This window comes from Marinactinospora endophytica, from assembly GCF_054780875.1.
Window position 1 is genome coordinate 61,405 of the sequence record NZ_BAAGVM010000011.1, and the last position, 25,308, is coordinate 86,712.

At 74.0% G+C, this 25,308-nt stretch carries 23 protein-coding genes; 11 read left to right on the forward strand and 12 right to left on the reverse strand.

Going from position 1 to position 25,308, the window contains the following annotated elements; genetic code table 11:
• Window positions 1–25: 25 nt before the first annotated feature.
• The 3 genes from crtI to ACYVHU_RS19660 are packed head-to-tail and all read left to right on the forward strand — an operon-like array spanning window position 26 to window position 3,465.
• Entirely contained in the window at window positions 26–1,495 is a 1,470-nt protein-coding gene (gene crtI / locus ACYVHU_RS19650) for a phytoene desaturase family protein (protein WP_200813491.1), read from the forward strand.
• Window position 1,496: 1 nt separating this feature from the next.
• Complete coding sequence (locus ACYVHU_RS19655; protein ID WP_078759594.1) at window positions 1,497–2,450, forward strand: phytoene/squalene synthase family protein; 954 nt, start codon at window positions 1,497–1,499, stop codon at window positions 2,448–2,450.
• Window positions 2,451–2,466: 16 nt separating this feature from the next.
• Entirely contained in the window at window positions 2,467–3,465 is a 999-nt protein-coding gene (locus ACYVHU_RS19660) for a Rieske (2Fe-2S) protein (protein WP_078759593.1), read from the forward strand.
• Window positions 3,466–3,761: 296 nt separating this feature from the next.
• Here the strand turns inward: ACYVHU_RS19660 and ACYVHU_RS19665 are convergent, their stop codons facing one another.
• The 3 genes from ACYVHU_RS19665 to ACYVHU_RS19675 form a co-directional block, all read right to left on the reverse strand.
• Complete coding sequence (locus ACYVHU_RS19665) at window positions 3,762–5,354, reverse strand: alpha/beta hydrolase family protein (RefSeq protein ID WP_498949201.1); 1,593 nt, start codon at window positions 5,352–5,354, stop codon at window positions 3,762–3,764.
• A 233-nt stretch (window positions 5,355–5,587) separates the two neighbouring features.
• Window positions 5,588–7,117 (reverse strand): NAD(P)/FAD-dependent oxidoreductase, encoded by a 1,530-nt coding sequence (locus ACYVHU_RS19670; RefSeq protein ID WP_498949202.1) that lies wholly within the window; start codon window positions 7,115–7,117, stop codon window positions 5,588–5,590.
• Window positions 7,114–7,836: a class I SAM-dependent methyltransferase gene (locus tag ACYVHU_RS19675; protein ID WP_498949281.1), complete on the reverse strand. Its 723-nt coding sequence runs from the start codon at window positions 7,834–7,836 to the stop codon at window positions 7,114–7,116. The genes ACYVHU_RS19670 and ACYVHU_RS19675 overlap by 4 nt, the downstream gene beginning before the upstream one ends.
• Before the next feature lie 177 nt (window positions 7,837–8,013).
• Here ACYVHU_RS19675 and ACYVHU_RS19680 point away from each other — a divergent pair, with 177 nt between their 5' ends.
• Window positions 8,014–8,265, forward strand: coding sequence for a hypothetical protein (locus ACYVHU_RS19680; protein WP_078759590.1), 252 nt, complete (start codon window positions 8,014–8,016; stop codon window positions 8,263–8,265).
• 176 nt (window positions 8,266–8,441) lie between these two features.
• Here the strand turns inward: ACYVHU_RS19680 and ACYVHU_RS19685 are convergent, their stop codons facing one another.
• Window positions 8,442–9,815 (reverse strand): MFS transporter, encoded by a 1,374-nt coding sequence (locus ACYVHU_RS19685; protein WP_159457182.1) that lies wholly within the window; start codon window positions 9,813–9,815, stop codon window positions 8,442–8,444.
• A 764-nt stretch (window positions 9,816–10,579) separates the two neighbouring features.
• Between ACYVHU_RS19685 and ACYVHU_RS19690 the strand changes: the two genes are divergently transcribed.
• Entirely contained in the window at window positions 10,580–11,767 is a 1,188-nt protein-coding gene (locus ACYVHU_RS19690) for a lycopene cyclase family protein (protein ID WP_078760002.1), read from the forward strand.
• Between the two features lie 13 nt (window positions 11,768–11,780).
• On the opposite strand, the gene ACYVHU_RS19695 is transcribed toward ACYVHU_RS19690, so the two are convergent.
• Window positions 11,781–12,314: a flavin reductase family protein gene (locus ACYVHU_RS19695; RefSeq protein WP_394330018.1), complete on the reverse strand. Its 534-nt coding sequence runs from the start codon at window positions 12,312–12,314 to the stop codon at window positions 11,781–11,783.
• Complete coding sequence (locus tag ACYVHU_RS19700; RefSeq protein WP_078759588.1) at window positions 12,311–12,907, reverse strand: NADPH-dependent FMN reductase; 597 nt, start codon at window positions 12,905–12,907, stop codon at window positions 12,311–12,313. Before ACYVHU_RS19700 ends, ACYVHU_RS19695 begins: the two co-directional genes overlap by 4 nt.
• 215 nt (window positions 12,908–13,122) lie before the next feature.
• Between ACYVHU_RS19700 and ddaH the strand changes: the two genes are divergently transcribed.
• Both ddaH and ACYVHU_RS19710 read left to right on the forward strand, forming a co-directional pair.
• Window positions 13,123–13,893, forward strand: a complete 771-nt coding sequence (gene ddaH, locus ACYVHU_RS19705; RefSeq protein WP_498949204.1) for a dimethylarginine dimethylaminohydrolase family protein — start codon at window positions 13,123–13,125, stop codon at window positions 13,891–13,893.
• Between the two features lie 95 nt (window positions 13,894–13,988).
• A complete protein-coding gene (locus tag ACYVHU_RS19710) occupies window positions 13,989–14,777 on the forward strand; it encodes a VOC family protein (protein ID WP_078759586.1) in 789 nt (262 codons plus the stop codon).
• A 60-nt stretch (window positions 14,778–14,837) separates the two neighbouring features.
• On the opposite strand, the gene ACYVHU_RS19715 is transcribed toward ACYVHU_RS19710, so the two are convergent.
• The 4 genes from ACYVHU_RS19715 to ACYVHU_RS19730 all read right to left on the reverse strand — a co-directional run bounded on the left by ACYVHU_RS19715 (window position 14,838) and on the right by ACYVHU_RS19730 (window position 19,799).
• Entirely contained in the window at window positions 14,838–15,632 is a 795-nt protein-coding gene (locus ACYVHU_RS19715) for an IclR family transcriptional regulator (RefSeq protein ID WP_432941167.1), read from the reverse strand.
• A gap of 81 nt (window positions 15,633–15,713) precedes the next feature.
• Entirely contained in the window at window positions 15,714–16,571 is an 858-nt protein-coding gene (locus ACYVHU_RS19720; protein WP_078759584.1) for an SMP-30/gluconolactonase/LRE family protein, read from the reverse strand.
• Between the two features lie 50 nt (window positions 16,572–16,621).
• A complete protein-coding gene (locus tag ACYVHU_RS19725) occupies window positions 16,622–18,451 on the reverse strand; it encodes a BNR-4 repeat-containing protein (protein ID WP_200813466.1) in 1,830 nt (609 codons plus the stop codon).
• Window positions 18,452–18,476: 25 nt separating this feature from the next.
• A complete protein-coding gene (locus tag ACYVHU_RS19730) occupies window positions 18,477–19,799 on the reverse strand; it encodes an MFS transporter (protein WP_078759582.1) in 1,323 nt (440 codons plus the stop codon).
• Between the two features lie 168 nt (window positions 19,800–19,967).
• Here ACYVHU_RS19730 and ACYVHU_RS19735 point away from each other — a divergent pair, with 168 nt between their 5' ends.
• The 3 genes from ACYVHU_RS19735 to ACYVHU_RS19745 are packed head-to-tail and all read left to right on the forward strand — an operon-like array spanning window position 19,968 to window position 22,857.
• A complete protein-coding gene (locus ACYVHU_RS19735) occupies window positions 19,968–21,146 on the forward strand; it encodes a mandelate racemase/muconate lactonizing enzyme family protein (RefSeq protein ID WP_078759581.1) in 1,179 nt (392 codons plus the stop codon).
• A gap of 35 nt (window positions 21,147–21,181) precedes the next feature.
• Window positions 21,182–22,129, forward strand: coding sequence for a dihydrodipicolinate synthase family protein (locus ACYVHU_RS19740; RefSeq protein WP_498949206.1), 948 nt, complete (start codon window positions 21,182–21,184; stop codon window positions 22,127–22,129).
• Complete coding sequence (locus ACYVHU_RS19745) at window positions 22,126–22,857, forward strand: SDR family NAD(P)-dependent oxidoreductase (protein ID WP_078759579.1); 732 nt, start codon at window positions 22,126–22,128, stop codon at window positions 22,855–22,857. Before ACYVHU_RS19740 ends, ACYVHU_RS19745 begins: the two co-directional genes overlap by 4 nt.
• A gap of 684 nt (window positions 22,858–23,541) precedes the next feature.
• On the opposite strand, the gene ACYVHU_RS19750 is transcribed toward ACYVHU_RS19745, so the two are convergent.
• Window positions 23,542–23,781, reverse strand: a complete 240-nt coding sequence (locus ACYVHU_RS19750) for a hypothetical protein (RefSeq protein ID WP_144290641.1) — start codon at window positions 23,779–23,781, stop codon at window positions 23,542–23,544.
• Window positions 23,782–24,184: 403 nt separating this feature from the next.
• Between ACYVHU_RS19750 and ACYVHU_RS19755 the strand changes: the two genes are divergently transcribed.
• Complete coding sequence (locus tag ACYVHU_RS19755) at window positions 24,185–24,535, forward strand: BP74-related protein (RefSeq protein ID WP_078759578.1); 351 nt, start codon at window positions 24,185–24,187, stop codon at window positions 24,533–24,535.
• Window positions 24,536–24,948: 413 nt separating this feature from the next.
• Here ACYVHU_RS19755 and ACYVHU_RS19760 read toward each other — a convergent pair whose 3' ends face one another.
• On the reverse strand, window positions 24,949–25,233 hold the full coding sequence (locus tag ACYVHU_RS19760; protein ID WP_498949208.1) for a hypothetical protein: 285 nt from the start codon (window positions 25,231–25,233) through the stop codon (window positions 24,949–24,951).
• Window positions 25,234–25,308: the final 75 nt, after the last annotated feature.

The following is a 25,308-nucleotide window of genomic DNA, read 5'->3' on the forward strand; positions in this document are numbered from 1 at the left end:
CACCGTCACCGGACCAACCGACCACGTGGTCGTGATCGGGGCCGGCCTGTCCGGCCTCGCCGCGACCCTGCACCTGCTCGGGGCCGGCCGCAGGGTCACCGTCGTCGAACGCGACGACCATCCGGGCGGTCGTGCCGGGCGATTGGACCTCGACGGTTTCCGGATCGACACGGGACCGACCGTCCTGACCATGCCCGACCTGCTCGACGAAGTCCTCGGCGCGGTCGGCGAGACCGTCACCGACCGCCTCGACCTGGTCCCGCTCACCCCCGCCTACCACGCCCGGTTCGCCGACGGCTCGGCCATCGACGTGCACACCGACGCCGACGCCATGGAGGCCGAGGTGCGTCGTGTGGCGGGCCCGCGCGAGGCGGCCGGTTACCTGCGGCTCCGCTCCTGGTTGGAGGAGCTGTACCGGTTGGAGATGCGCCGCTTCATCGACGCCAACTTCGACTCCCCCTTCTCCCTGCTCTCCCCGGAGCTCGCCCGTCTCGCCGCGCTCGGCGGGTTCGGCCGGCTCGCCCCGGCGATCGGCCGCTTCGTCACCGACGAACGGCTGCGCAGGATCTTCTCCTTCCAGTCGTTGTACGCGGGGGTCGCGCCACGGCAGGCCCTGGCCGCCTACGCCGTCATCGCCTACATGGACACCGTCGCCGGCGTCCACTTCCCGCGGGGCGGCATGCGCGCGCTCGGCGAGGCGCTGGCCGGCGCCGCGGAGAAGGCCGGGGCCCAACTGCGCTACGGCGACGCCGTCACCCGGCTGGAACGCCGCGGCGACCGGGTGACCGCCGTGATCACCGAGGGCGGCGAGCGCATCGCCTGTGACGCCGTCGTCCTCACCCCCGACCTCCCGGTCGCCTACCGGCTGCTGGGGCGCACGCCGCGACGGCTGTTCCCCCTGCGGTTCTCGCCCTCGGCGGTCGTCCTGCACGCGGGCACCGACCGTACCTGGGACGAGCTGGGCCACCACACGATCTCCTTCGGGGCCGCCTGGCAGCGCACCTTCACCGAGATCATCGACCGGGGACGGGTCATGAGCGACCCCTCGTTCCTGATCACCCAACCCACCCACACCGATCCGGGGCTCGCACCGCCGGGGCGCCACCTGTTCTACGTGCTGGCGCCCTGCCCGAACCTGCGCGCCGGCCGCATCGACTGGGACCGGTTCGGGCCGAGGTACCGCGACGAGCTCGTCGCCACGCTGGAGCGGCGCGGCCTGACCGGATTCGGCTCCGCCACCGTCACCGAGCGCCTGGTCACCCCGGCCGACTGGGCCCGCACCGGTCACGCCTTCGGCACCCCCTTCGCCACCGCCCACACCTTCGCCCAGACGGGCCCCTTCCGTCCGCGCAACCTCGTCACCGGAACCGCCAACGCCGTGCTGGCCGGTTGCGGCACGACCCCCGGGGTCGGCCTGCCGACCGTGCTCGTGTCGGGAAAACTCGCAGCGGCGCGCGTCACCGGCACGCCGGTCGCCTCCGTGAGGAGGGGCTGAGGTGAGGAGCGAGCTCGACGCCGCGGGGATCGTCGACGCGCGGCTGCGCGCGGACTACGCCCTGTGCCGTGCCCTGCACGCCGACCACGGCCGCACCTACTTCCTCGCCACCCGGGTACTGCCGCCGGCGCGCAGGCCCGCCATCCACGCCCTGTACGGCTTCGCGCGCTGGGTCGACGACGTCGTCGACGACCTCGGCACCCGGACCCGGGGCGTGGAGACGGCGGCCGCGCTCGACGCCCTGGACGGCGAGCTGCGCGCCGGACTGTCCGGTGACGGCTCCACCGAACCCGTCGTTCGCGCCCTGGCGGACACCACCCGCCGCTACGGCATCCCCGCGGAGCTGTTCGCCGCCTTCATGGAGTCCATGCGCATGGACCTCACCGTCACCGACTACGCCACCTACGACGACCTGCGCCGCTACATGTACGGCTCGGCCGCGGTCATCGGACTACAGGTCCTGCCCGTCCTGGGCACCGTGGTGCCGCGCGAGCGCGCCGCCCCCCACGCCGCCGCGCTCGGAGAGGCGTTCCAGCTCACCAACTTCCTCCGCGACGTCGCAGAGGACCTCGACCGCGGCCGGATCTACCTGCCCGCCGACGTGCTGTCGGCCTACGGGGTCGATCGTGGACTGCTCACCCGCTGCCGGCGCGAGGGACGCGGCGACCCCCGCGTGCGGGCCGCGCTGGCCGAACTCGTGGCGCTCAACCGCGCCGACTACGCGCGGGCCCGTCCCGGCCTGGCCATGCTCGATCCGGTGTCGCGCCCGTGCGTCGCCACGGCCTTCACGCTCTACCAGGGCATCCTGGACGAGATCCAGGCGTCGGACTACGACGTGTGGAGCCGCCGCCACGCCGTCCCCGGCCGGCGCCGCGCGCGTGTGGCGCTGCCCGCGCTCGGCCGCGCGGTCATGGCCCGGCTCACCGCGTCCCGCGCCCCGGTACCCACCGCCTGACCACGGAGGACCGCATATGGACACCACCCCCCGCCGTATCCCGCTGCGCCGGATGCCCGCCACGACGTGGGGCGACCAGGCGCCCACCTGGCGCGGCGCCTCGCCCGGCCTGATCTCGGCCGCGCTCAAACGCGCCCAGGCCCGCCCGTCGGGCAACTGGTACGTCCTCGCCGCAAGCCACGAGGTGCGCGCCGACCGCCCCTTCGGACGGGTCGTCGCCGGCACCGAGGTGGTGGCCTGGCGGACCCCCGACGGCGCGCTGCACGCGGCCCCCGGGGCCTGCCCGCACCTGGGCGCCCCGCTGTGCCGCGGCGCCGTCGGCGAGGGGCGGCTGGTGTGCCGTTGGCACGGGCTCTCCCTGGGGCCGGAGGGATTCCCCGGCTGGGAGCCCTACCCCGTCCACGACGACGGTGTGCTGGCCTGGGTCCGTCTGGACGAGGTCGGCGGAGAGGAACCCCTGTCCGAACCCGTCCTGGCGACCCGACCCGACCCGGCCACCACCATCGCGGCCGTGGCGACCATGGCGGGACGCTGCGAACCCGAGGACGTCGTCGCCAACCGGCTCGACCCCTGGCACGGCTCCTGGTTCCACCCCTACTCCTTCGTGGGCCTGCGCGTCATCGAGGCGCCCAGCGAGCCCGACCCCGTTGAGGACCGCTTCGTCGTGGAGGTGGCCTTCAAGGTCGCCGGCCGCTGGGGCGTTCCGGTGCGCGCCGCGTTCACCTGCCCCGAACCGCGCACCGTCGTCATGCACATCGTCGAGGGGGAGGGGAAGGGCAGCGTCGTCGAGACGCACGCGACGCCGCTGGGCACCGACGGGAACGGAGTGCCCCGGACGGCGGTCATCGAGGCGACGATCGCCTCATCGGGCCGGCCGGGTTTTCGCGCGGCCCGCCGTGTCGCGCCGGCCGTGCGCCCGTTCATGCGCCTGGCCGCGCGCCGGCTGTGGCGTGACGACCTCGACTACGCCGAGCGCCGCTACACCCTGCGCACCTCGGGCCGCTGGCCGGGCTAGGTCCCGTTACCGGAAGGCGGAGCGGGCCGTCCGGCGACGCCTCCGACCGGAGCCGGTCTCCGTGCCTCGGCGGGACCCGGGCCCGGCTTCTTCCCCGGTCCCGGCACGGGCCCGTACCGAGCAACGAGGCCGTGGTCGTGAAGCCGTGACCGGCCTCGAACAGGTTCGCGGCGGCAGCACGCTGCTCGCTGGTGCGCGGACTACGCGGATTCGTGCGCATACTCCCCGGAAGCGGAACCGATTTCTCAGCCCGACTTCCGGGGAGCGGCGCAGCAGGGGGCGGGCCCTTTATGGGATCAGATCCCCGGGCCGAGCGGAACGGCCGGCTCCGTCAACGGGGCGATCTCCTCGGCCTCCAGTTCCGGAGCCGTGTCCAGCTCCGCCGGGGGCGGTCCCTGGCAGGTGAGATCGCCGGGGACCACGCCGTCGACCAGGTAGGCCTCCACCGCCTCCCGCACGCAGTCCAGGCCCCCGGGCAGGTAGAAGCCGTGCCCGCCGTCGCCGGCGACCGTGATCAGGGGGCCGTCCAGCAGCTTGGCCATGGCCACGCCCCCCTCGTAGGCGGTGTTGGCGTCGAACTCGCCGGCGATGAGCAGCGGCTCGGAGTAGCCGTCGCGCTCCAGCTCCACCAGGGGCTCGGGCCGCTCAAGGGTGTTGAAGGTGCACGGGTGGGGGAGGGACCAGTAGGCGCCGACCCCGTAGGGGTGCTCCTCGCGGTAGGCGCGCGCGTCCGCGTGGTACCGGCTGATCCGTCCGGGCCACTCGGCCTCGCACAGGACCGCCGTCTGCAGGTCCTGGGTCGTGATGCCGTAGTCCTCCTCCTCGGTCAGGGCCTGCAACTCGGACACGAACTCCGGCGGCAGCGGCTCGTCGCGGACGAAGTAACCGAGGTACTCCGAGGCGATGTCCCAGTGCTGCTGGTCACGGGAGAGCTGGCCGACCTCGAAGTCGAAGAGGTGGTTGTCGTAGAGGATGCCGGGGAAGTCGGTGCGCGGCTCCTCTCGCAACCGGGCCGAGGTGGCGTCGAAGGTCGCGTAGACCTCCTCCCGGGTCGAGCCGAAGCCGAGGACGTCGTCGTGTTCGGCCGCCCAGGCGGTGTAACGGTCCATGTTCGCGCTGTAGGCGGGGGCCTGTCGCAGGAACACGTTGCGCCAGATGCCGTCGGGGTGCACCGGCGAGTCCAAGACGCTGCGGCCCAGCCGTTCGGGGAACAGGCTGCCGTAGACCGCGCCCAGGTAGGTGCCGTAGGAGTAACCGAGGTAGTCGATCTTCTCCTCGCCCAGCGCGGCCCGGATGACGTCCATGTCGCGGGCGGTGTTGGCGGTGGTCATGTGCGGACGGAGGTCGCCCTGGGCGTCCTCGCAGTCGCGCTGGTAGCGGATCGCGGCCCGGGTGGCATCGGAGATCTCGGCGTCGGTCGGGCGCGGATACAGGGGCGACGGCTCGGACCCGCAGTCCATGCGGGGGGAGGAAGCGCCGCTGCCGCGGGGGTCCATGCCGATGACGTCGTACACCTGGCCCACCCGGGTCCCCTCGTACATCCCGGCGAGGGAACGCCCATGGCCCCCGGGTCCTCCGGGGTTGGTGAGCAGGATGCCGCGCCGCTGGGCGGGGTCGTCGGCGCCGGAGCGGCTGATGGCCACGGTGGCGCGTTCGCCGTCGGGCTCGGAGTAGTCCAACGGGACCTGAACGTCGGCGCACTCCAGGCCCTGGAGCGTCTTCTCGGTACAGGGCGACCAGGCGATCTCCTGGTCGTGGAAGTCCGCGAGGGCGGGGTCGTCGGTGGTGGGACGGGGGTCGGCGGCGGCCGGAAGGGCCGTCGCGAGGGATGCGGCCAGGGCCGTCACGAGGACGCCCGCGGTCATGGTGCTGGCGCGTGGTCTGCGCACGGGGGGTTGCCTCCGCGTTCTGGCCCGTTCGGGGGAACGGGGTCGCTTGCGTCGGAGAAGCAACTGTATGAACCGGACGCGGGCTGACAACAATTACAAAAGTCATATTCGGACACGTGTGACCAAATGTGGTCAAGTGTCAGCGGGGGCGGTCCCGGCCCGCGGCCACCCCCGGTCCGCCACCCGGGGCCGGGCCCGCGAACTCCGCGGGCCCGGCCGAAGGCGCCATCCCGCTAGCGCAGCATCCGGGCCACAGCGCGCAGGAGACGGTTGCGCCCCTGGTTGGGCACGCTCCACACCACGTGTCCCGGCCGACCCCAGCCGCGCAGCAGCGTGTTGGCGGCCAGTACGCCGCTGGTCGCCGCCCGCTCCATCAACGCCATCGGCAGGTCCACCCGCACGTGGTCACCGGCCAGCACCAGGTGCGGGTCGGGGGTGGTGATCCGCGGCCGGTCGGGAAAGTCCCCCGGCGGGAAGAGGGGACAGTCGGCCCGCAACTCGTGCCGCTCGTCCACGACCTCCGCGTCGGCCGTCTCCGGGTAGACCTCGTGGAGCTGGGCGAGCAGCCGCGCGCGCTCCTCGCGTTCGTCACAGCCCTCCGCCAGCGCGTAGGCGTGCAGCTCCACCACTGAGCCGCCGGTGCGCGCCGCCCACGAACGCGCCTCGTCCTCGTAGCGTTCCAGGACGCTGACATTGTCCAACGTCGGATAACCGCCGGTCCCCAGGAAAGCCGGCCGCTCCGCGCGCACCGGCCGGTCCAGCCACAGCCGCGACACCAGGAACGGCGGCGCGGACGGCCGGTCGGCGATCCGCTTGCGCCACTCCACCTCCCCCAGCTCCCGGGAGGCCGCCACGATCTCCCGCAACCCGCCCACATCGGTCGCCAGGACCACGGCGTCGGCCTCCTCGACGCCACCGGACGTCCCCACCGCGAAACGGCGCCGTCGCCCGGGGCCGATTCCCGACACCGTGGCGCCGGTGCGCACCTGCGCTCCCAGCCCGCGCAGGTACGCGCCGACCGGGTTCCACAGCGCCTGCGGAAACGGGGCGCTTGGAACGTCGAAGGGCAGCCCCTCCGACGAACCGAGGAAGTACAGGTGGAACATCGAGGCGAGTTCCGCCGCCGACAGCAACCGCGGATCGGCGAAGAAGCTGCGCGAGAACACCTCGAACGCCAGGTGCCGTGCCGTGGCGGGGAAGCGGATCCGCTCCAGCAGCTCCACCGCGTCGACGTGGTCCAGCCGCTCGTAGACGCCGGGCACGTCCACGTCCAACAGGTGCAGCGCCGCCACCACGTTGACCCGGCGCAGTTCGGCCGCAGGGAAGCTGGGACTACGCGCCGCGAGCACCGCGGCGTTCCACGGCGGGGTGAGGGGCAGGCCCCGGAAGCCGTCGGCCCGACCGTCGCGGTGGACCAGGGGGTAGTCCGGCAGCGGCACCAGCATCCCCAGCCCCGGGTCGGCCCGGCGCAACAGCGCCCGCAGGTTGTAGTACTGGCGGAAGAACGCGTGGAACCCGCGGCTCATCGTCACCGGCGTGCCATCACGCAACGTGGTCGGCCAGCCGCCCACCCGTCCACCGAGGTAGCACTCCCGTTCCAGCAGCACCGTCTCCACGCCGCGTTCGGCCAGCGCCACCCCCGCCGCGAGCCCGGCGATCCCGCCGCCCACGACCACCGCCCGCGGTGGCTCACCCGAGGGGCGTGGACCGGGCGGGGCCGGGAGCAGGGCACGAGCCCGCCGGTCACGGCCCGGCCGCCTCATCGCCCCTCCTCCGCCGTGGTGGGGCGGCGGCCCAGGAAGGTGTGGACGATGTCGCGCTGCCACCCCGTCATCGGGGCGGTGCGCACGTCCCGGTAGCCGGCCACGGACATCCGCCGCCGCAGCCGGGCCGCGCCGTCGAACTCCAGGACGCTGCGCCACAGGTAGCGGTACAGGTCGGCGCGGCCGGTGAGCAGCCGGCCGGCCGGGATGATCACGGTCGCGCACACCAGCGTCCACACCGCGCGGGCCAGCGCGGAGTCGGCGACGGAGTACTCGTGCAGCGCCAGCCGGCCGGCCGGGCGCAGCAGACCCGCGATCGTCGCCAGCACCGTGTCGGGGTCGGGGCAGTTGCGCAGCAGGTAGGCGGCCAGCGCCGCGTCGAACGGGCCGCCGAGCTCCTCGACGGTCAACTCCTCGGCGCGGGCGTGCACGAACCGCACCCCCGGTGGCCAGGGCTTGGCCCGGGCCACCGCGAGCATCCCCTCCGAGGCGTCCACCGCGGTGATCGCGGCCTCGGGGTAGACCGCCAGCAGCGCCGCGGTCGAGGCCCCGGTCCCGCAGCCCAGGTCGAGCAGGCGCAGCCCCGCCCCGTGGTCGGGAAGCCGTAGCCGCCGGGCCGACCTGCGCAGGTGGGCGTGGTAACCGGGGTTGACGGTGACGAGGCGGTCGTAGGAGAGGGCGGCGCGGTCGAACTCCTCGGTCACCCGCCGGGGTTTCATGTCCTGCACGGACTCGGGCACGTGGGCTCCTGCCTGGAGACGGAGAGAACGTGGTCGTCGGGACCGAGCGGTCCCTCAGCAGCCCGTGATGCCCACAGTGGTGAGACTCATGCCTGTGACCGGCGTGAGGCAAGGCCCGGGGCGACCTCGGGCCGGCCCGGCCACTAGAGTCCGAGCATGGTCGACGATGCCCACCGCACCGAGTCCGCGGAATCCCTCAGAGCCCAGCAGCGCCACGCCGACGCCGAGCACGCCGAGCTGGTCGCCAGGATCACCCGGGCGCTACGCCGCCGTGAGGAGATCCGGATCCCCGCCTCCGACCAGGACGACCTCGAACGCATCCGCAGGGCCGCCCGGGCGGCGGGAACCCGGGTCGGACGGCGTGTCGCGGCCCGCCGGACCGCCGAGGGCGACATCGTCCTGGGCTGAGGGACCGGCGTCCCGGCCCCGCGGGGAAGCCGGGGACATCCGGGCCGCACCGTGGCCGCGGCGTCCCGTCCCAGGGCGAACCCCGCGCTTCGCCGGTCGGGGCCGTGTGAGGCGGATCCGGACCTCGGGGAGGCGACGCGCGGCTCCCGGGGCGAAGGCCCGCGCCGGCCGCGTGCCTACCGGGCGCGCTCGCCGCGGCGGCGACCTGCCCGGACGGCGAGCGCGACGGTCACCGCCAGCGCCGCCACCAGCGACCACGTTCCCGACAGGAGGAGGGCCTCCTGCGGGGGACCGGCCGAGGCCGCCGCGCCGAACGCGCCGGCCAGCGTGACCGCCGTCTTGGTGAGGCCCGGAGCGCTGCCCGCCGCACCGGCGGGGGCGGCCTGTTGGGCGGCGACCAGGGTGAGCGCCCCGGCCAGGCCCAGCGCCGCGCCACAGCACACCAGCATCCCGGCGAGGACCACCGGACCGGGCGCGGCCGGCAGCGTCGCCACGGCCAGCCCGCCCGCCCCCGTGGCGAACAACAGAGGGGACAGGACGGGCCGGTCGCCCGCCAGCCGGCCCGCGACGGGGCCGGCCAGCGCCATCGCCACGGCCGGCACGGCGAACAGCGTCCCCGCCCAACCGGGCCCCAGCCCCCAGACGCCCTGGAGCAGGGGCGGGACCGCGAACAGCCAGCCCACCGTCGTGGCGTTGGCCGCCGCGCCGGCCAGCAACCCGAGCAGGTAGCCGCGGTCCCGCAGCAGCGCCGCCGGCACCAGCGCGACCGCCGACCGTCGCTCGGCCCGCCACAGCACCGCCGCCGAGAGCAGGGCCACCGCCGCGACCAGGGCCGTCCTCGGCGACGTCCACCCCCACGCCGCGCCGCGCTCGGCGAGCAGCATCACGGCGCCGGCCGCCCCCGCCAGCGCCGCCACCCCGACCGCTCCCGGCCGCGCCCCACCGTCGCCGCGTCCGCCCACCCGCGCGCGCAGCGCGCACAGCAGCGCCAGCGCGAGCGGCGGGGCGTTGACCAGGAACACCCAGCGCCACCCGGCCGCGTCGGCGAGCAGCCCGCCGAGCGGCGGGCCCAGCGCGGTGGCGAGCCCGGCCACGCCCAGGGCCCGCCCCGTGGCCCGGGAACGCTCCCCCTCGGGGTGGGCGAGCGCGACGAGGGCCAGCCCGCACGGCATCACCAGCGCCGCGCCCACCCCCTGGAGCGCCCGCGCGGCGACGAGCGCCCAGCCGGCCGTGCTCGCCCCGCACAGCAGCGACGCGCCGCCGAACAGGGCCAGCCCGGCCGCGAGCGCCCGCCGGTGTCCCACGGTGTCGCCGAGGCGTCCGCCCGCGACCATGAGCGAGCCGCAGGCCAGCAGGTAGACCGCGACGGTCCAGGAGAGGAGCGGGGCGGACAGGTTCAGGTCCGCGCCGATCGTGGGCAGGGCCGGATTGAGCGCGAAGGAGTCGAACTGGACGCAGAAGGCGCCCAGGGCGAACGCGAGTGAGGCGCGTCGGCCGTCACGCGGGGCGCGGCCATTCGCGGGGGTACGGGCGGTGGAGTCGGTGGGCAAAGGGGTCCCCTTCCGAAGGCGCGACGGGCGCGCGGTACCGAACGGATCGGAAGAGGGGAAGGCGTGCGCGTGGACGAGGACGCGCGAGGACTCCGGAGACGGAGGAGGGCGACGGCGATCGGGAGGCGGGACCGCGCGGTCCGCCGGGCGGGAAGGCCGCGACGCGGCGGCGCCGTCGGAGACGATTGTAGGACACGCGCGAGCGAGCGCGGCGGTCCGCGGTTGCCGCTCGGGGAGCGGGAGACCGGCCAGGTCACCGGGTCGGGGTTTCCGGGTGGGGCTTGTCCGGTCGTCCGCTGGCGTGTGGCGGCGCGCCGATGGTGGGTTCGGGGCCTTTGCCTCATCGGTGGATCCGGGGCCGCACCTGTGGGCCGGGGCGGGAGCCGCCGTGCGACGTGTTCGAGAGCCGCTGGGCCGGCCGACCGCGCCGGTCGGATGACGGGAGCCCCGACGAGGCACCCGGGCGGCCCCTCGGCCCCATCGCCGTGATCGGGACGGCGGAGCGCGGGGGAAGCGGCCGACCGGTGAGGGGAGGCCGGCCAGGAGTCCCGGACCGGAGCCTGGGCGTTCCCCCCGGGACGGGAACCGGCCGCACACCGGAGGCCGGCCGGACGCCATGTGCGCCGGGTGGCGCACGGGGCGTCGGAGCACGAGCGCGGCGGGACAGGCCCGGGCGGCTCGAGGGACGTCCGGCCGGTGCGCCACCGGCACTCCTCGCCGCCCGTCGCGTCCCCTCGTGGGACGGCCGTGTCATGCTGGGCGGCATGGTCGATGTCGACGTCGCGATCGTGGGGGCCGGCGCCGCGGGGCTGTCGCTGGCCCATCGGCTGTCCCGGGGAGGAGGACCGGGGGGACGCCCGTTGGAGACCGTGCTGTTGGAGCCCCCCGAGGGGCCGGCCAGGTCCCCGGTGCGTACCTGGTGTTTCTGGGAACGCGAGGCCGGGGAGTGGGACGCCGTCGTCTCGGCCCGCTGGGAACGGCTGTCGGTGATCGGACCCGAGGGCGAGGTGTATGAGGCCCCGGCGGCGCCGCTCGTGTACAAGATGATCCGCTCGCCCGACTACGAGCGGTTCGTGCGCACGGGCCTGGCGGAGACGGTCCGCGAGGTCACCGCGACCGTCACCGAGATCCTCGACGGTCCCCGACGGGCCGTGGTGCGGGGGGTGGACGGCGCGGGACGGGACCTGCAGGTACGCGCCACATGGGTCTTCGACTCCCGTCCACCGCGCCCGCTGCCCCGGGGCACCACCACCCTGCTCCAGCACTTTCGTGGCTGGTTCGTGCGCACCCGCTCCGACGCCTTCGTTCCCGAGGCGGCGAGCCTGATGGACCTGCGCACGCCGCAGCCGCGCAACGGGGTCTCCTTCGGTTACGTGCTGCCGGTGTCAAAGCGCGAGGCGCTGGTGGAGTACACCGAGTTCACCCGCGAGGTCCTCGACGACGCCGGGTACCGGCGCGCGCTGGAGCACTACATCGGAGAGGTCCTGGGCCTGGGGGAGGTCGAGGTGACGGCGGTCGAGCAGGGCGCGATCCCCATGACCGACGCGCGGTTTCCGCGCCGGTCGGGCCGCCGCGTCTTCCGTATCGGCACCGCCGGCGGCGCGACCCGCCCCTCGACGGGCTACACCTTCAGCGGCGTCCAACGCCAGACCGCCGCGGTCGCCCGCGCGCTGGCGAGGGGCCGCACACCGGTGCCTCCCTGTCCGCACCGGCGCCGCCACCTGGAGATGGACGCGGTCATGCTGCGCGCGCTCGACACCGGGCGCGTCGACGGGGCGGACTTCTTCGCCCGGCTGTTCCGCCGTAACCGGCTGGCCGATGTGCTGGGGTTCCTCGACGGAGGGTCGTCCCTGGGGCGGGAGCTGCGTCTGGGGGCGACGACCCCGGTCGCGCCGATGGCGGCGACCGCGGTCGAACGCCTGTGGTTCGCCCTGCGTCCTTCACGGAGCTGAGCGCGGGGCGGGGTCAGGCGGTGCGGGGGGAGAAGGCGCCGAAGGCGCGGCGAAAGTAGAGCAAGGGGCGCTTCGACGGGTCGAGCAGGGTCTCGACGACCCGTCCCACGACCAGCCAGTGGTCGCCCACCAGCAGCCGTTCGTGGGGAACACAGAACAGGTGGGCGACCGCGCCGTCGAGCACGGGAACGCCTTCGGGGCCGGAAGACCAGCGGGTCGGTTCGGCGAAGCGGTCGGCACCCCGCGTGGCGAACCGCGTGGCGAGGTCGTGCTGGTCGTCGGCGAGCAGGGCGACGGCGAAGCCGGTGGCCCGACGCAGCCGGGGCCAGGTGGTGGAGGTCGTGGCGACGCAGAACGACACCAGCGGCGGTTCGGCGCTGACGCCGGTGAACGAGGTGGCGGTCAGCCCGATGGGAACGCCGCCCACCCGCGCGGTGATCGCCGTGACGCCGGCGGCGTGCAGGGCGAGGGCGTGGCGGAACCGTTCGACGTCGATGTGGCCGTCGTGGGGAAGGGCGGGCGGGGGAGGGGTGTCCAGGGTGGTCACGTGCGGACCTCCTCGTTACGCGGAGGGAGCGGTCCCAGGGGTGGTGTCGGGCCCTCTGGATTGTCCGGGGACGGGAGAAGGCGCGGGGCGCGGACGCCCGCGCGCACGGCCGGGGCGACCCGCGCGGCCCACGCGGTGACGATCTCCTCCAGCCGTGGCAGGTCGCCCTGTGAGACGGCCAGGCCGGGGGTGGGGACGGTGGCGCCGAGTTCGACCAGCAGGGGGCGTAGGTGGACCTCGACGGCGAGGGTGTGCGCGGGAGAGCCGGTGAGCAGCAGGGGGAGCGCGACCGTGCCGCGCAGCGCGCCGGTGTCGATCCGGTCGAGGAAGACCTTGAGCAGGCCGGTGTAGGTGGCCTTGTAGGTGGGGCTGGCGACGAGGAGGACGTCGGCGGCGAGGACGCGGTCCACGGCGTCGGCGACCACGGCGGGTGGTCGTGGCGCGAGCAGCAGCGGGGCCAGGCCGGCCAGGTCGACGACGTCGGGCTCGCCGGGGGGCAGGGCGGCCCGGATGACGGCCCGCGCCGCGGAGAGCGCCACCGCGGAGGTTCGGGAGCCCGGACGGGGATTGCCGACGAGGACGGTCAGGCTCATGGAATCATCTTCCGGTCGGGCCGGCGAACGGCGGGCGGTGGTCCCGGGGAGCGGGTCGCGACGCCGGGCCGCCCGGGATGGGGACGGTTCCAGGGTGGGACACTAAACATACTTTGTCAACCGAATTAGTGGGTTATTTGGCTCCTTTGAGGAGCGGGTAGGGAGGAGGGCGAGGCCGCGCGCCGGCGCGGACCCGGCCCCTTCGGGAGGACGCCATGCCCCCCGGCGACCGTGTCGCCCTGGTCCGCCGCCCCGGCCCCCGGCTGGAGGACGGCCTGGTCACCCACGTCCGACGCCGCCCCGTCGACGCCGCGCTCGCCGCGCGGCAGCACGCCGCCTACCGGGACGCGCTCGCCCGATCCGGCCGGCGGATCCACGAGGTCGCCCCCGACGACGCCCTACCCGACGCGGTCTTCGTCGAGGACGCGCTCGTCGTGTGCGACCGGCTCGCGATCCTGACCCGCTCGGGAGCCCCGCGCCGCCGCGCCGAGGTCGCCGGGGTGGAGCGCGCGGTCGCCGCCCTGGGGCTGGAGACCGCCCGCATCGAGGCGCCCGCCACCCTGGACGGCGGCGATGTGCTCCAGGTCGGCGCCACGGTCTACGTCGGCCTGGGCGGGCGCACCGACGGCCGTGGCGCCGCGGCGCTGCGCGCCCTGCTCGAACCGCTCGGCCGCACCGTGGTCCCGGTCCGCACCCACGGCGTCCTCCACCTGAAGTCGGCGGTCACCGCCCTGCCCGATGGGATGCTGATCGGTCGCCCCGACGCCGTGGACACCGCGGTCCTGCCCCCGGTGCGCGCCGTCGCCGAGGAAACCGGCGCCCACGTGCTCCCTCTAGGCGGCGACGAGGTGCTGATCGGCGCGTCGGCGCCGCGGACGGCCGCGGACCTGCGTGGCCTGGGCTACCGGACGCGCGTGGTCGACATCGGGGAGTTCGAGAAGCTGGAGGGGTGTGTCACCTGCCTGTCCGTGCTGGTGGGGGCGTGAGCGGGACGGACGGCGGCCCGCCGCGCGACCTCCCGGGAAACGTCACGGTCCGGTGACAGACTGGAGGGCGTCCCAGCCGAGTGAAAGGGCACCTCATGCTCACCACCGACCTCGTTCCCGGGGCGCCATGCTGGATCAGCCTGGTCGCCGAGGACCACGCCACCGCCGCACGCTTCTACGAGGCCGTGCTCGGCTGGAATCCCAGCCCGGCCGAGCCGGGGCAGACCGAGCCGGGGCTCTTCCGGCTCGGCGACGTGATCGTGGCCGAGATGGAACGCCCCCGTGGCGCGGCGGACCGTCCCGCCTGGCGGATCCACTTCGCGGTCGCCGACCTCGACGCCGCGCTGCGCGCCGTCGAGGACTCGGGCGGCTCGGTGCTGGGCGAGGCCCGGCAGACCGGTGGGAGCTTCCACACGGCCTGGGTCGGCGACCCGCAGGGGGCGGGGTTCGGTCTCCGCGAGCCCGAGGGCGCGCCGGTGCTCGGGGCCGTCGGGCTCCCGGGCACGCTGATGTGGACCGAGCTCTACACCTCCGACGCCGCGGGCGCCAAGGACTTCTACGCCGCGCTCTTCGGCTGGACCTTCTCCGATGTCTCGTTGCCGGGTGGCGGCGGTGCCTACGCGATCGTCACCCCGGCCGGCGACGACCCCGAGCGCGCCCAGGGCGGTGTCATGCAGCTCGACCCCCGCCACCTGGAGGAGACCGGTCCCTACTGGCAACCGGTCTTCCACGTCAGCGACTGCGACGCCAGCGTGGCCCGGGTCGCGGGCAACGGCGGAGGGGTGTACATGGGGCCGGAGGACGCGCCGGGAGTGGGGCGGCTCGCCGTGTGTCACGACTCCGCCGGGGCGAGCTTCGTGCTGCTCACCCCGAAGGAGGGGTGAGCGGCACGAAGCCGGCCACGGGGCGGGACCGCGCGCCGTGGCGTCCCCTCCGCGAGGGGGTCAGCGCGGCGGGACGGCCATGCGGTGGGCCTGGTACCCCAGCGCGAGGGCGACCCGGTCGGCGGCCTCGATGACCGTCCGGGCCAGTTCCGGCTCGCGGCCGGCCAGGTCGATCGCGCTGAGCGGACCCGACACCGACAGGGCCGCCACGATCTCGCCCGATCCGTCGCGGATCGGCGCGGCGATGCAGGCCCGCCCCAGGGCGAGCTCCTCGTTCTCGGTGGCGTAGCCGCGCGTGGCGACCCGTTCCAGGTCGGCGTCGAGCGCCTCGTGGTCGGTGACGGTCGAGACGGTGTAGGCGGGCAGGTCCGCGCCGAGCAGATCGCGGCGTTGCCGTGGCGATAGCGCCAGCAACAGGCACTTGCCCAGTCCGGTCGCGTGCAACGGGTTGCGTCCGCCCATCAGGACGTGCGACTTGGGCGCCAGCTCGCCTTCGAAGTTGCACAGGTAGAACAGTGTGGAATCGTCGCGCACGGCGACGTTGGCCCCCAGCCCCAGCGTCCCGGCGAGCCGCTGGGCCACCGGCCGCGCCTCGCGGTGGACCGGGTGGCCGTTGAGGACCGCCGCGGCCAGTGGGACGTGGCCCAGGCCGAGCCGGAAGAACCCGCTGTCCTCGTCCTTGGCGATCAGCCGAGCCGACTCCAGGGTGGCGAGCAGACGCGAGACGGTGGACTGGCCGATCCCGGTCAGGCGCGCGATGTCGGACACGCGTAGTTCCGTCCTTCCTTCCAGGAAGGCGTTGAGTACGCTGATCGCCCGCTCCACCGACTGGTTGCCGCTCTGTTCGACTCCCACACCGTTCCCATCGCATGAGTGATGCGCTGTGCGCATGAATGATCGAATTCTACGGGGCGTGGTGCCACGGGCACAAAACCGTCAGCCCGCATAGGCCGAAACCGGCAACCCCGCGACACCCGACCGCAGCCGGAACAACGCGCCGGCGGCCGGCTCGGTGCCGGGGGCGAGACCCAGCCGCGAAGTCGTCACGTACAGGTCGCGCAGCCCCGGACCGCCGAACGCGCACGCGCTCACCCGCGACACGGGGAGCTCCACCACGGCCTCGACCCGTCCGGAGGGGGACAGGCGGCATACCCGCCCCCCGCCCCACAGCGCCACCCACACCCCGCCCTCGGCGTCCACGGCGATCCCGTCGGGGACACCCCCCTCCTCGGGGAACTCCGCGAACGGGCGGCGCCGCCGCAACCCGTCCCGCCGCGTGTAGTCGAAGGCGTCGACCCGCCGGGTCGCGCTGTCGACGTAGTAGGCCGTCGAGCCGTCAGGGCTCCAGGCCAGGCCGTTGGAGACCGTCACCCCCTCCAGCACCGGCTCGATCCGCCCCTCGGCGTCGAGCCGGTAGAGCCGGCCGGCGCCGCGGAGCGGTCCACCGGCCAGCGTCCCGCAGTAGAAACGCCCGTCGGGGTCGCAGCCGCCGTCGTTCATCCGCATCCCCGGATCGCTCCACAGCTCGCCGAGGTCGCGCCGGCCCCCGTCCGCGTCGACGAGCAGGAAGCCCCGTTCGGTCGCCACGACCGCGCCCCCGCCGACACGGGGGCGGACGGCCGCCACCAGCCCCGCCACGTGCCTGCGGCGCACCCGACCGGAGCCGGGCTCCACCGCGAGCACGTCGCCGGCGAACATGTCCACCCAGACCAGCCCGCCCCAGGCGGGGAACCACACCGGCCCCTCGCCGTGCTCGGCGATCGGATCGGTGACCTGTTCGACGCCGTCCGACACGGCCGCCCCCTTCCTCGCGTCCCCGGCGGGCAGGCCCGCCGGGGACGTCCTCACTCGTAGATCTCCAGCTCGCGCACCCGCGCGACGTCCACCTCGGACCGCGAGGGGTCGGTGATGACCAGCTGGATCCGGTCGACCTCGGTCGCCGGCACCTCGACCACGCGGGCCTGCTCGGTGTTGTCGGCGATCGTGGCCAGGGTGACCCACGAGCCCCCGGGAAGCCGCCCGCGCACCGAGAAGTCCTTCAACACGGTCGAGGCGGGATCGGGGGTGTAGCCGCTGGCCACCCGTACCCGGGACACCTCGGCCACCCGGCCGGGATCGACCGTGATGGTGGGCCGGGTGTCGCCCTCGGCCGAGATCCAGCGGGAGGCGTCGGAGCAGTCGCCGTCCACGGCCAGTTCCCCGCCGGTGGCGGCGTCGCGGGAGGAGGAGACCGACACCCGTCCGCCCAGGGCGATGTTGCCGCCGGTGGCGGGTTCGCCGGTCAGCTCGGCGGCCAGGTCCGCCCAGGAGGCGCCCGGGGAGGCGGCGGGGCGCGGCAGCGCCAGCCGCGACACCGTCCCGGAGGAGGGGCGCGCGTAGGGGGCGCTGACGTAGAGGAGGTCGGCCCCGGTCGACGTGGTGCGCGCGGCCAGCCGCTGCGAGCGCGGCCGCTCGGTCCCCACCGCGTCGAAGCGCCACGGGCCCTCCCCGGTGCGCTCGGCCCGCACCACCCGGCTGCCCGCGCCGGTGCACGAGGCCCACTCGGCGACGAAGTAGACCCGGGTGAGGCCGCGGGCGGTGGTGACGTCGACCGCCGCCGACGTCTGCACCCCCGAAACACCGGCGGCGGCCACGATCTCGCGCTCCCAGCCCGAACCGGTCCACCGGGCGTGCCGGACGTCGAAGCCGGGGGCTCCGGTCGCCGGCTCCGCCACGCGGAACCGGTAGGCGATCCCCGCCAGCCGGCCCTCCTCGTCCAACGCGAGTTTGGCGCTCTGCAACGACGGCGCCGCGGTGGAGATGTCCTCGCCCTCGGTGTAGGGCTGGTAGACCACCGCGCCGCCGGAGGACGGCGAGGCGGGCAGGGAGACCGGGGCGCCCGCGGCGTCCTCGGCCCGGCCCGTCGCGGGGTCGTAGACGAGGTAGGAGCCCACGTGCCGGAAGGGGTCGGCGGGGAAGGGACCCCACTCCCACAGCACGTGGAGCCGCCCCTCGCCGTCGACCGCCAGGTCGTCTGGGTAGAAGGAGTGGCCCGTCGCCGAACCGACCGTCGCCTCCCGGGCCCAGACGGCGGTGTCGTCGTCCCAGTGGTAGAGGCGTCCCATCCGCCGGCCGCCGGCGTCGTCGGCGGCGCGCACCAGCACGTAGACGTCGCCGGTCGTGTCGTCGCGGGCGGTGACGGGATAGGTGTAGGCGCCGTCGGCGTCGGGCAGGTCGGCGGCCGCCTCGGTCATCGAGCCGATGTCACCGGGGGTCCGTGAGCGGTAGTAGCGCCAGGCGTCGTTGTGCATGGACACGAAGGCGTGGATGCGTCCCGTCCCGTCCACGACGATCGAGGGCTGGTTGTGCCCCAGGTCGTCGGGGTAGGTGACGCACGGCCCGCCGGCCTCGGCGCGCAGGCAGTCCGAACTCCACGCGCCCGACGCGGCGCGTTCGGCGATGTGCACCTCGTGCCGGCCGGCCGCGGAGGCGGGGGCGTTGAAGGCGAAGTAGTCCGAGCCCCCGAAGGAGTCCAGGGGGGTCCACCAGGCGGCCTGGTTGGAGTCGTCCACCGCGTAGGGCAGGACCTCCTCGGTGTCGGCGGCGAGCGCCGGGGCGGCCGGCAGCAGGGACAACGGGAGCGCGACGGCCACGGCGGTCGCGGAGGCGATGAGCGTGCGCGGCTTCGATGGCACGGGTCGTCGGATCCTTTCCAAGGGGTCAGGCGGTGGTACGGGCGGCGGGACCGGCGGTCTCGCGGATGCGCAGCACGGTCCCCAGGGAGATCGCGGCGACGAACATGATGTAGAAGGCGGGGCTGAGCGCGAACCCGGTCGTCGAGACGAGCAGGGTCGCGATGTAGGGCGCGGTCCCGCCGAACAGGGCGACGGCGATGTTGTAGGGGATGGCGATGGCGCCGTTGCGCACCCGCGGCGGGAACAGTTCGGCCATGGCGGCGTTGACCGCGCCGTCGAAGGCCGCGATGAGCACGCCCAGCAGCGCCATGGCGGCCACCGCCAGCAGCGTGCTGCCCAGCGACATCATCCAAAACGCCGGATAGGCCAGTACCAGGAAACCGCCCGCCCCGGCGATCAGCACCGGCTTGCGGCCCACCCGGTCCGACAGGTGCCCCATGAACGGCACCAGGACCGCGACGATGGCCAGGCAGACCGTGGTGACCTCGAACGACTCCAGCGCGTCGAACCCGAGGGTCTCCCGCAGATAGCTCGGCATGAAGGTCTGCAACGTCCAGTGCGCGACCGCCTTGATGACCACCATCCCGGCCAGCACCAGCATGGCGGTGCGCCCGGCCCGGAACGTCTCCTTGATGGGGGAGGAGGCGACCTCGCCCAGGCTCTCCAGGCGGCGGAACTCGGGGGTGTCCTCCAGCTTCATCCTCAGGTACAGCCCGACCAGGCCCAGCGGCAGGGCGAGCAGGAACGGCAGACGCCAGGCCCACTCGGTGATCGCGGCCTCGCCCAGCACGGCGGTCAGCAGCAGGGCCAGGCCGGAGCCGGCGACGAAGGCCAGGAAGCCGAAGGTGTCCACCCAACTGGTGAGGAAGCCGCGCCGGTGCTTTGGCGCGTACTCGAACAGCAGCGTGGTGGCGCTGGCCGACTCGCCACCGGCCGCGAACCCCTGGACCAGGCGGGCCAGCACCAGCAGCAGCGGGGCGAGCGCGCCCACCGTGGCGTAGGTCGGCAGCACGCCGATGAGGAAGGTCGCGCCGGAGGTGATGAGCACGATCAGGGCGAGGACCCTCTTGCGGCCGATCCGGTCGCCGAGCGGTCCCCAGAACAGCCCGCCCAGCGGGCGCACCACGAAGGAGACCGCGAACAGGGCGAAGGTGGACAACAGCGCCGCGGTGGGGTCGCCGGGGGCGAAGAAGTTCGCCGCGATGCTGGTGGCCAGGGTGCCGTAGATGCCCATCTCGAACCACTCCACGAAGTGGCCGATGCCGGTGGCGATGAGCACCCGCCTGGATTCGCGCGCCGTGGGCGGGGTGATCCCGGCGTCGCGCACGCCTGAGGTTCCTTCGGTCATGACTACCTCGCGTCGTCGTGTGGTTCGAGGGCAGGGACGGTGTTCACCAGCCGTTTCGGTACGGCTGTGCAGTGAGCGCCGTATCGGCGATCACATTGCATGGGACATGCAGTGTGTGCAACAGTGATTTAACAAACAGGACATGTCAAGGGTCACTTTGGGAGTTCGATGCTCATTCGTGATGTGGAGACGTTTGTGCTCAAGGTCCGCGGCCCCGCCGCCTACCTCGGAGCGCTTCCCGACGGCACCGAGCTCACCGCCGACGCCGGCTACCGGGTCCGCGAACCCTGGCGCAGCCTGTACTCGGCCTCGTTCGAGACCCTGCTGGTCCGGGTCGAGGCCGAGGACGGCACCGCCGGCTGGGGTGAGGCGCTGGCGCCGGTCGGCCCCGAGATTCCCGCCGAGATCGTCGACCGGCTCCTCGGCCCCCAGCTCATCGGCTCCGACGCCGCCGCGCCCCGGCCCGCCTGGGCCCGCCTGCGCGCCCTGATGCGCGAACGCGGCCACCTTGTCGGCCACCAGGCCGACGCACTGGCCGCCCTGGACATCGCCCTGTGGGACCTCGCCGGGAGGATCAGCGGGCTCAGCGTCGCCCGGCTACTCGGCGGCGCCCACCGCGACCGGGTCCCCGCCTACGTCTCCGGCCTGCCCCGGCCCGACGACGCCGGACGCGCCGAACTCGCCCGCGCCTGGCAGGAGAAGGGCGCCCGCACCGTCAAGCTCCACCTGGGCTACGGCGTGGACACCGACCTCGCCACCGTCGACGCCGTGCGCGCCGCGGCCCCCGACCTCGACGTCGCCGTCGACGCCCACTGGCGCTACGGCCCCGCCCAGGCGGCCCGGCTCGGCCGGGAGCTCGCCGACCGCGGCGTCGTCTTCCTGGAGGCGCCGCTCGCCCCCGAGGACGTCGACGCCCACCGCCGCCTCGCCGACCGGATCGAACTGCCGATCGCCATCGGCGAGACCCTGCGCACCCGCTACGAGTTCGCCCAGTGGCTGGCCGCCGGCGCGATCGGGCTGGCCCAGCCCGACGTCGGACGCACCGGTATCACCGAGGCCACGGCCATCGCCGAACTGTGCGCGGCCCACCACGTCCCCCTCGCCCCCCACCACTCCGTGGCCTTGGGGCCGGCGCTGGCCGCCGGGCTGCACGTCAGCGCCGCGACCGAGGACAGCCCCTTCTTCGAGTACCAGCCCACGACGGTGGAGACCGCCGCCGCCCTCGGCTTCGCGTTCGACGTCGGCCCTGACGGCTTCGGCCTGGACGAGCGTCCCGGCCTGGGCCTCGACGTCGACGAGGACCGGATCCGCGCCACCGCCACGCGCCACCACGCCTGCGCCCGGTGACCCCCGCCAGCACACGACCACGACGAAAGGCCGACATGACCCAGCTCAGCGGGCTCCTGCCCATCCTCGCCACCCCCTTCCGACCCGACGGCTCCCTCGACACCGAGGGGCTGCGCCGGCTGGTCCGCTTCCAGCTCGCCTGTGGGGTCGACGGGCTCGCGGTCTTCGGCATGGCCAGCGAAGGGTTCGCGCTGACCACGGCGGAACGCGCCGAGATCCTCGCCGTCGTCACCGAGGAGACCGCCGGCGCCGTTCCCGTCATCGCCGGGGTCAACGGCACCTCGGCCGAGATCGCCATCGAGCAGGCGCGGGCCGCCGAGGCGGGCGGCGCCGACACCCTCATGGTCCTGCCGCCCTACCTGGTCAAGCCCGGGCCGCGCCAGGTGGTCGACTTCTACGCCCGCGTCGCCGCCGCCACCGGCCTGGACGTGATGGTCCAGGACGCGCCGGGCGCCACCGGGGTCGCCATCGCCCCCGACGTCATCGCCGAGCTGGCCACCCTGCCCGGCGTCACCTCGGTCAAGGTCGAGGCCCCGCCCACCGCGGTGAAGACCGCGGCCGTGCGCGCCGCCCTGGAGGCCCACGGCGCCCAGGCGGTGCTCCTGGGCGGCCAGAACGCCTTCTTCCTGCTGGAGGAGTACGCGGCCGGCGCGGTCGGCACCATGCCGGCCTGCGAGTTCAGCGACGTGCTCGCCGGGGTCCTGCGCCTGTGGGAGGAGGGCCGGCACGCGCAGGCCCGCCGCGCCTACGATCCGCTGCTGCCGCTCATCCGTTTCGGCATGCAGCCGGGGCTGGCCTGGGCCGTGCACAAGGAGGTCCTGGTGGCGCGCGGCGTCATCGAGTCGGCGACGGTCCGCTCTCCCGCCGTCCCGCTGGGCGCGGACTCCGCCAGGGTGCTCGCCGACCTCCTCGCCGACCTCGCCCTGTCCGGCTACGACGAGGTTCTGGCCGGTGCCGCCGCCACCGTCGGGGACGGACGGTGACCGGCCGCAGGGTCCTCGTCGTCGGCGGGTCCTCGCCGATCGGGCGGGCCATCGCACGGGCCTTCGCCGAGCAGGGGGACCGTGTCGTCGGCGTCGCGCTGGAGCCCTTCGAGGATTCCGCGTTCGTCGAGACCCTCGCCGCCGACTGCGCCGACCCCGAGGGCGCGACGGAGGCGGTCGGCCGTGCCCACGGGGTGCTGGGCGGACTGGACGTGGTCGTTCCCGCGGCGGCGGTGATGCCGGTCGCGCCCGCCGCCGAGACCAGCGACGGCCAGTGGCGCGCCGCCATCGACACCACGCTCGGATCGATGTTCTACACCTGCCGCGCCGCCCTGCCCCTGCTCGGGGAGGGGGCCGCGATCACCGCGGTCAGCTCGGTCAACGGGTTCCTCGCCGCACCGGGCCTGCCCGGCTACGCCGCGGCCAAGGCGGGCGTGGACGGGCTGGTACGCCAGCTCGCCCTGGAGTACGGGCCGCGCGGGATCCGGGTGAACGCGGTCGCGCCCGGTCTCATCGGCGGCGGTGACCTTCCCGCCGCCAGCGAGGGCTACCCGCTCCGGCGGACCGGCACCCCCGAGGAGGTCGCCGCGGCGGTGGCGTTCCTATCGGGAGCGCGGGCGTCGTTCGTCACCGGCGTGGTGCTGCCGGTGGACGGCGGGCTGTCCATCGCCTCGCCGGCGGCGTTCCTCCGTCCCGATCTGCGGGCGCGTTTCCTTCCCGGGGACTGAGCCGCGAGGTCCCCGCCCCGGCCGGGGCCGGACCTGGCGGGTGTCTTCGCCCGGCGCTTCGCACGCCTCTGCCCGGACCGACGCGGCGTCGTGGGCGTGCGAGGGGTCGCCCCCGATGAGGTTCCCGCGGATGCCGGCGAGGCCGTTGTCGGAGTTGGCGATCAACGCCGTCCGCGCAACGGCGATCCGGACGGGGCCGACAACCCGGACTTCGGCGGCGACAGGCGCGGACTGTCCGGCGGCATCCGCCCCCAGGTGCTCCGATCCGTCCCCCGGTCCGCAGGTGACCCTGTGGACCGGGTGGGAGGGCGTGGGCCATCCCTGGACGATCCCCGCCGCCGAGGACGGTGTTCCGAAGTCCTACGAGCACGGCGGGTTCTGCGCCTTTGGTGCTCCCCGGTTCACGGCGCCTCAAGGGACGGACACGACCCGTCGCCGCCGGCCCGGGGAAACACATCCGTCCAGGCCGTGGCCCGTCACACGTGGGGAGACCTCGCCGGGGGATCCACCGTCTGGTGGCCTCTCGGCTCTTTCCGGCCTCCGCCTCGGGGATCCGGTGCGGACTCCAGTGGCGCGTGGATATCGGGTGCGCCCCGCCTGACCCCGATGCGATCGGAACGCGCTCTGGTGGCTCCGCGTATCCAGCCGTCGCGTGATGGAGCCCCACGTTCGTCGGGGGGAGGCCTAGCCCCGATCCCACGCGCGGCCCGCCACCGCGCCGGAAGGCGTCAGCGGACGAACGTGGTGGACTCCTCGAAGTCGAGGCGGTGGTCGCCGTCCGTGTCGGCGATCTGGACGATGCTGTTCAGGCTGGTCCTCGCTGACCCGGTCGTCCTTCTTCCGGGCCGTCGTCAACTCGTTGACGGTGATGTAGCCGTCGGCCTCGATCCGCTCGAGATCCCGCTTCTTCTCGGCGGTATCCATAGGAGGTCATCTTCCTCTTCTCGGATTATCGGAACCGTTCCGAAAACCCGCGAGTGGTGATTCTGTAACAGCGGACGGACGGGAGGGGAGCGGTAGAAACGCCGCAGGCCTTTTCCTCGCGGGTTTTCGGAGGCCGGGGGTTTCCGCGGTTTGGGCGAGTGTTCCGTTCACTGCCGGTTGTATGTCTGAAGTGGGAGAGGAGGTATTTTATGGGAGGAAAGGAATTTTTCCGTCATGGATGTGTGGGCGGCCGAGATCGGCGAGGAAAAGTGGAAATGTGCACCTCTCGCTTATAACAGGAGATTGTTGCTTTCCGCTTCGCCGTGGCCACCCGGCGTTGGAGACTGCTGCCGTGCCGCTCCCCGAGAGGTGCGCGGCTATCGTCACGATGTCGAGGAGTCATATGAGCGAGACCGCCTACTTCGAGTTCGACTATCCGCCGGCTCCGGACAAGTTCGTCTTCGAGCTCACCGATCCCGAGAAGATCACGCACGCCCGAAGCGTCCTTTCCGGCGAAGAGAAGGAACGGATCCACGTCCACGGCAGGATCAAGAAGAGCCGCAAGCCCTACAACCCGAACTGGGATTTCCATCTCGACCCCGACACCATCCAGTTCTTCGAGGTCGCCATCGAGGTCTGTGACGCGGGCATCCGCTATGTCGATGATCACCTCGACGAGGCCGGAGGAGCGTTCCTGCCCGGCGGCCACTGGTGCCCCTGGGGATCCCGACTGATCCGCGAGGTCACCGTCTGAGCCGGTCGGGTCCCGCTCCCGTCCCGCCCGTTTCCCAGGGCGGGTGGGACGGGAGCCGTCCAGCCGGTGCGCGGGGAGAGGCTCGGGGCCGCTGACGCGCATGGTGCCCTCCGAGGAGCGGGACCTCGATGGCGAGTACGGTTCGGTCCCGGCGCGCGCCTTCGTGGCCGGGTGGGAAACCGCAGGGCTGTGCGCCTTCCGGCAGCTCCTTTCCGGTGGTCACGCGGGTTCTTCGCGATCGAGGGGGTTGGTCGAGGACCGAAGCCACCGCCTTGAGCGGGCTTTTGGCGATGTGCGCGGTCAAGTCGCGGAAGCCGAGCGCGGAGGTGCCCGAGCTGTCCGTTGATCGCCTCGGTCGGCTCATTGGGGCCGGCGGGGCGGTCGAAGTCGGGCCGGCACGTCGGCCGCGCGCTTCATCGCGGGGTGCGGCCGGGCGTGATGGTCCGGGCGAGTGCTTTCGGCGCGCTCCGGCCGACCGCTTCGACGAGCCCGCCCATCTGTTCGCGGCGGCCCCGGTCGGTCTCATGGCGGGCAGCGATCATCCGCTGACAGAAGCCCAGTGCTTTGATCTCGACGTGGACGTCGGTGTCGAACAGGACGGCGGAGTCGTCCCGGCCGCTCGCCGTGGAGGAAGGGACGTTCTTGCGGCCTCGGTGGTCGAACGCCGATTGCGCGCGGTGACGGCGGCGGTCGGGCACGCCGTGTCGGCCAGACGGACCACGGTGAGCGGAGACGGGACCGTGACCGTATCTGGCGGCAACCGCGACGCCGGC

Bases quoted from the DNA above. Each gene is read 5' to 3' on its own strand.
- ACYVHU_RS19660 (WP_078759593.1), top strand. From the start codon at position 2,467: ATGGACACCACCCCCCGCCGTATCCCGCTGCGCCGGATGCCCGCCACG.
- ACYVHU_RS19670 (WP_498949202.1), bottom strand. From the start codon at position 7,117: ATGAGGCGGCCGGGCCGTGACCGGCGGGCTCGTGCCCTGCTCCCGGCC.
- ACYVHU_RS19675 (WP_498949281.1), bottom strand. From the start codon at position 7,836: ATGAAACCCCGGCGGGTGACCGAGGAGTTCGACCGCGCCGCCCTCTCC.
- ACYVHU_RS19680 (WP_078759590.1), top strand. From the start codon at position 8,014: ATGGTCGACGATGCCCACCGCACCGAGTCCGCGGAATCCCTCAGAGCC.
- ACYVHU_RS19690 (WP_078760002.1), top strand. From the start codon at position 10,580: ATGGTCGATGTCGACGTCGCGATCGTGGGGGCCGGCGCCGCGGGGCTG.
- ACYVHU_RS19700 (WP_078759588.1), bottom strand. From the start codon at position 12,907: ATGAGCCTGACCGTCCTCGTCGGCAATCCCCGTCCGGGCTCCCGAACC.
- ddaH (WP_498949204.1), top strand. From the start codon at position 13,123: ATGCCCCCCGGCGACCGTGTCGCCCTGGTCCGCCGCCCCGGCCCCCGG.
- ACYVHU_RS19710 (WP_078759586.1), top strand. From the start codon at position 13,989: ATGCTCACCACCGACCTCGTTCCCGGGGCGCCATGCTGGATCAGCCTG.
- ACYVHU_RS19730 (WP_078759582.1), bottom strand. From the start codon at position 19,799: ATGACCGAAGGAACCTCAGGCGTGCGCGACGCCGGGATCACCCCGCCC.
- ACYVHU_RS19735 (WP_078759581.1), top strand. From the start codon at position 19,968: ATGCTCATTCGTGATGTGGAGACGTTTGTGCTCAAGGTCCGCGGCCCC.
- ACYVHU_RS19740 (WP_498949206.1), top strand. From the start codon at position 21,182: ATGACCCAGCTCAGCGGGCTCCTGCCCATCCTCGCCACCCCCTTCCGA.
- ACYVHU_RS19750 (WP_144290641.1), bottom strand. From the start codon at position 23,781: ATGGATACCGCCGAGAAGAAGCGGGATCTCGAGCGGATCGAGGCCGAC.
- ACYVHU_RS19755 (WP_078759578.1), top strand. From the start codon at position 24,185: ATGAGCGAGACCGCCTACTTCGAGTTCGACTATCCGCCGGCTCCGGAC.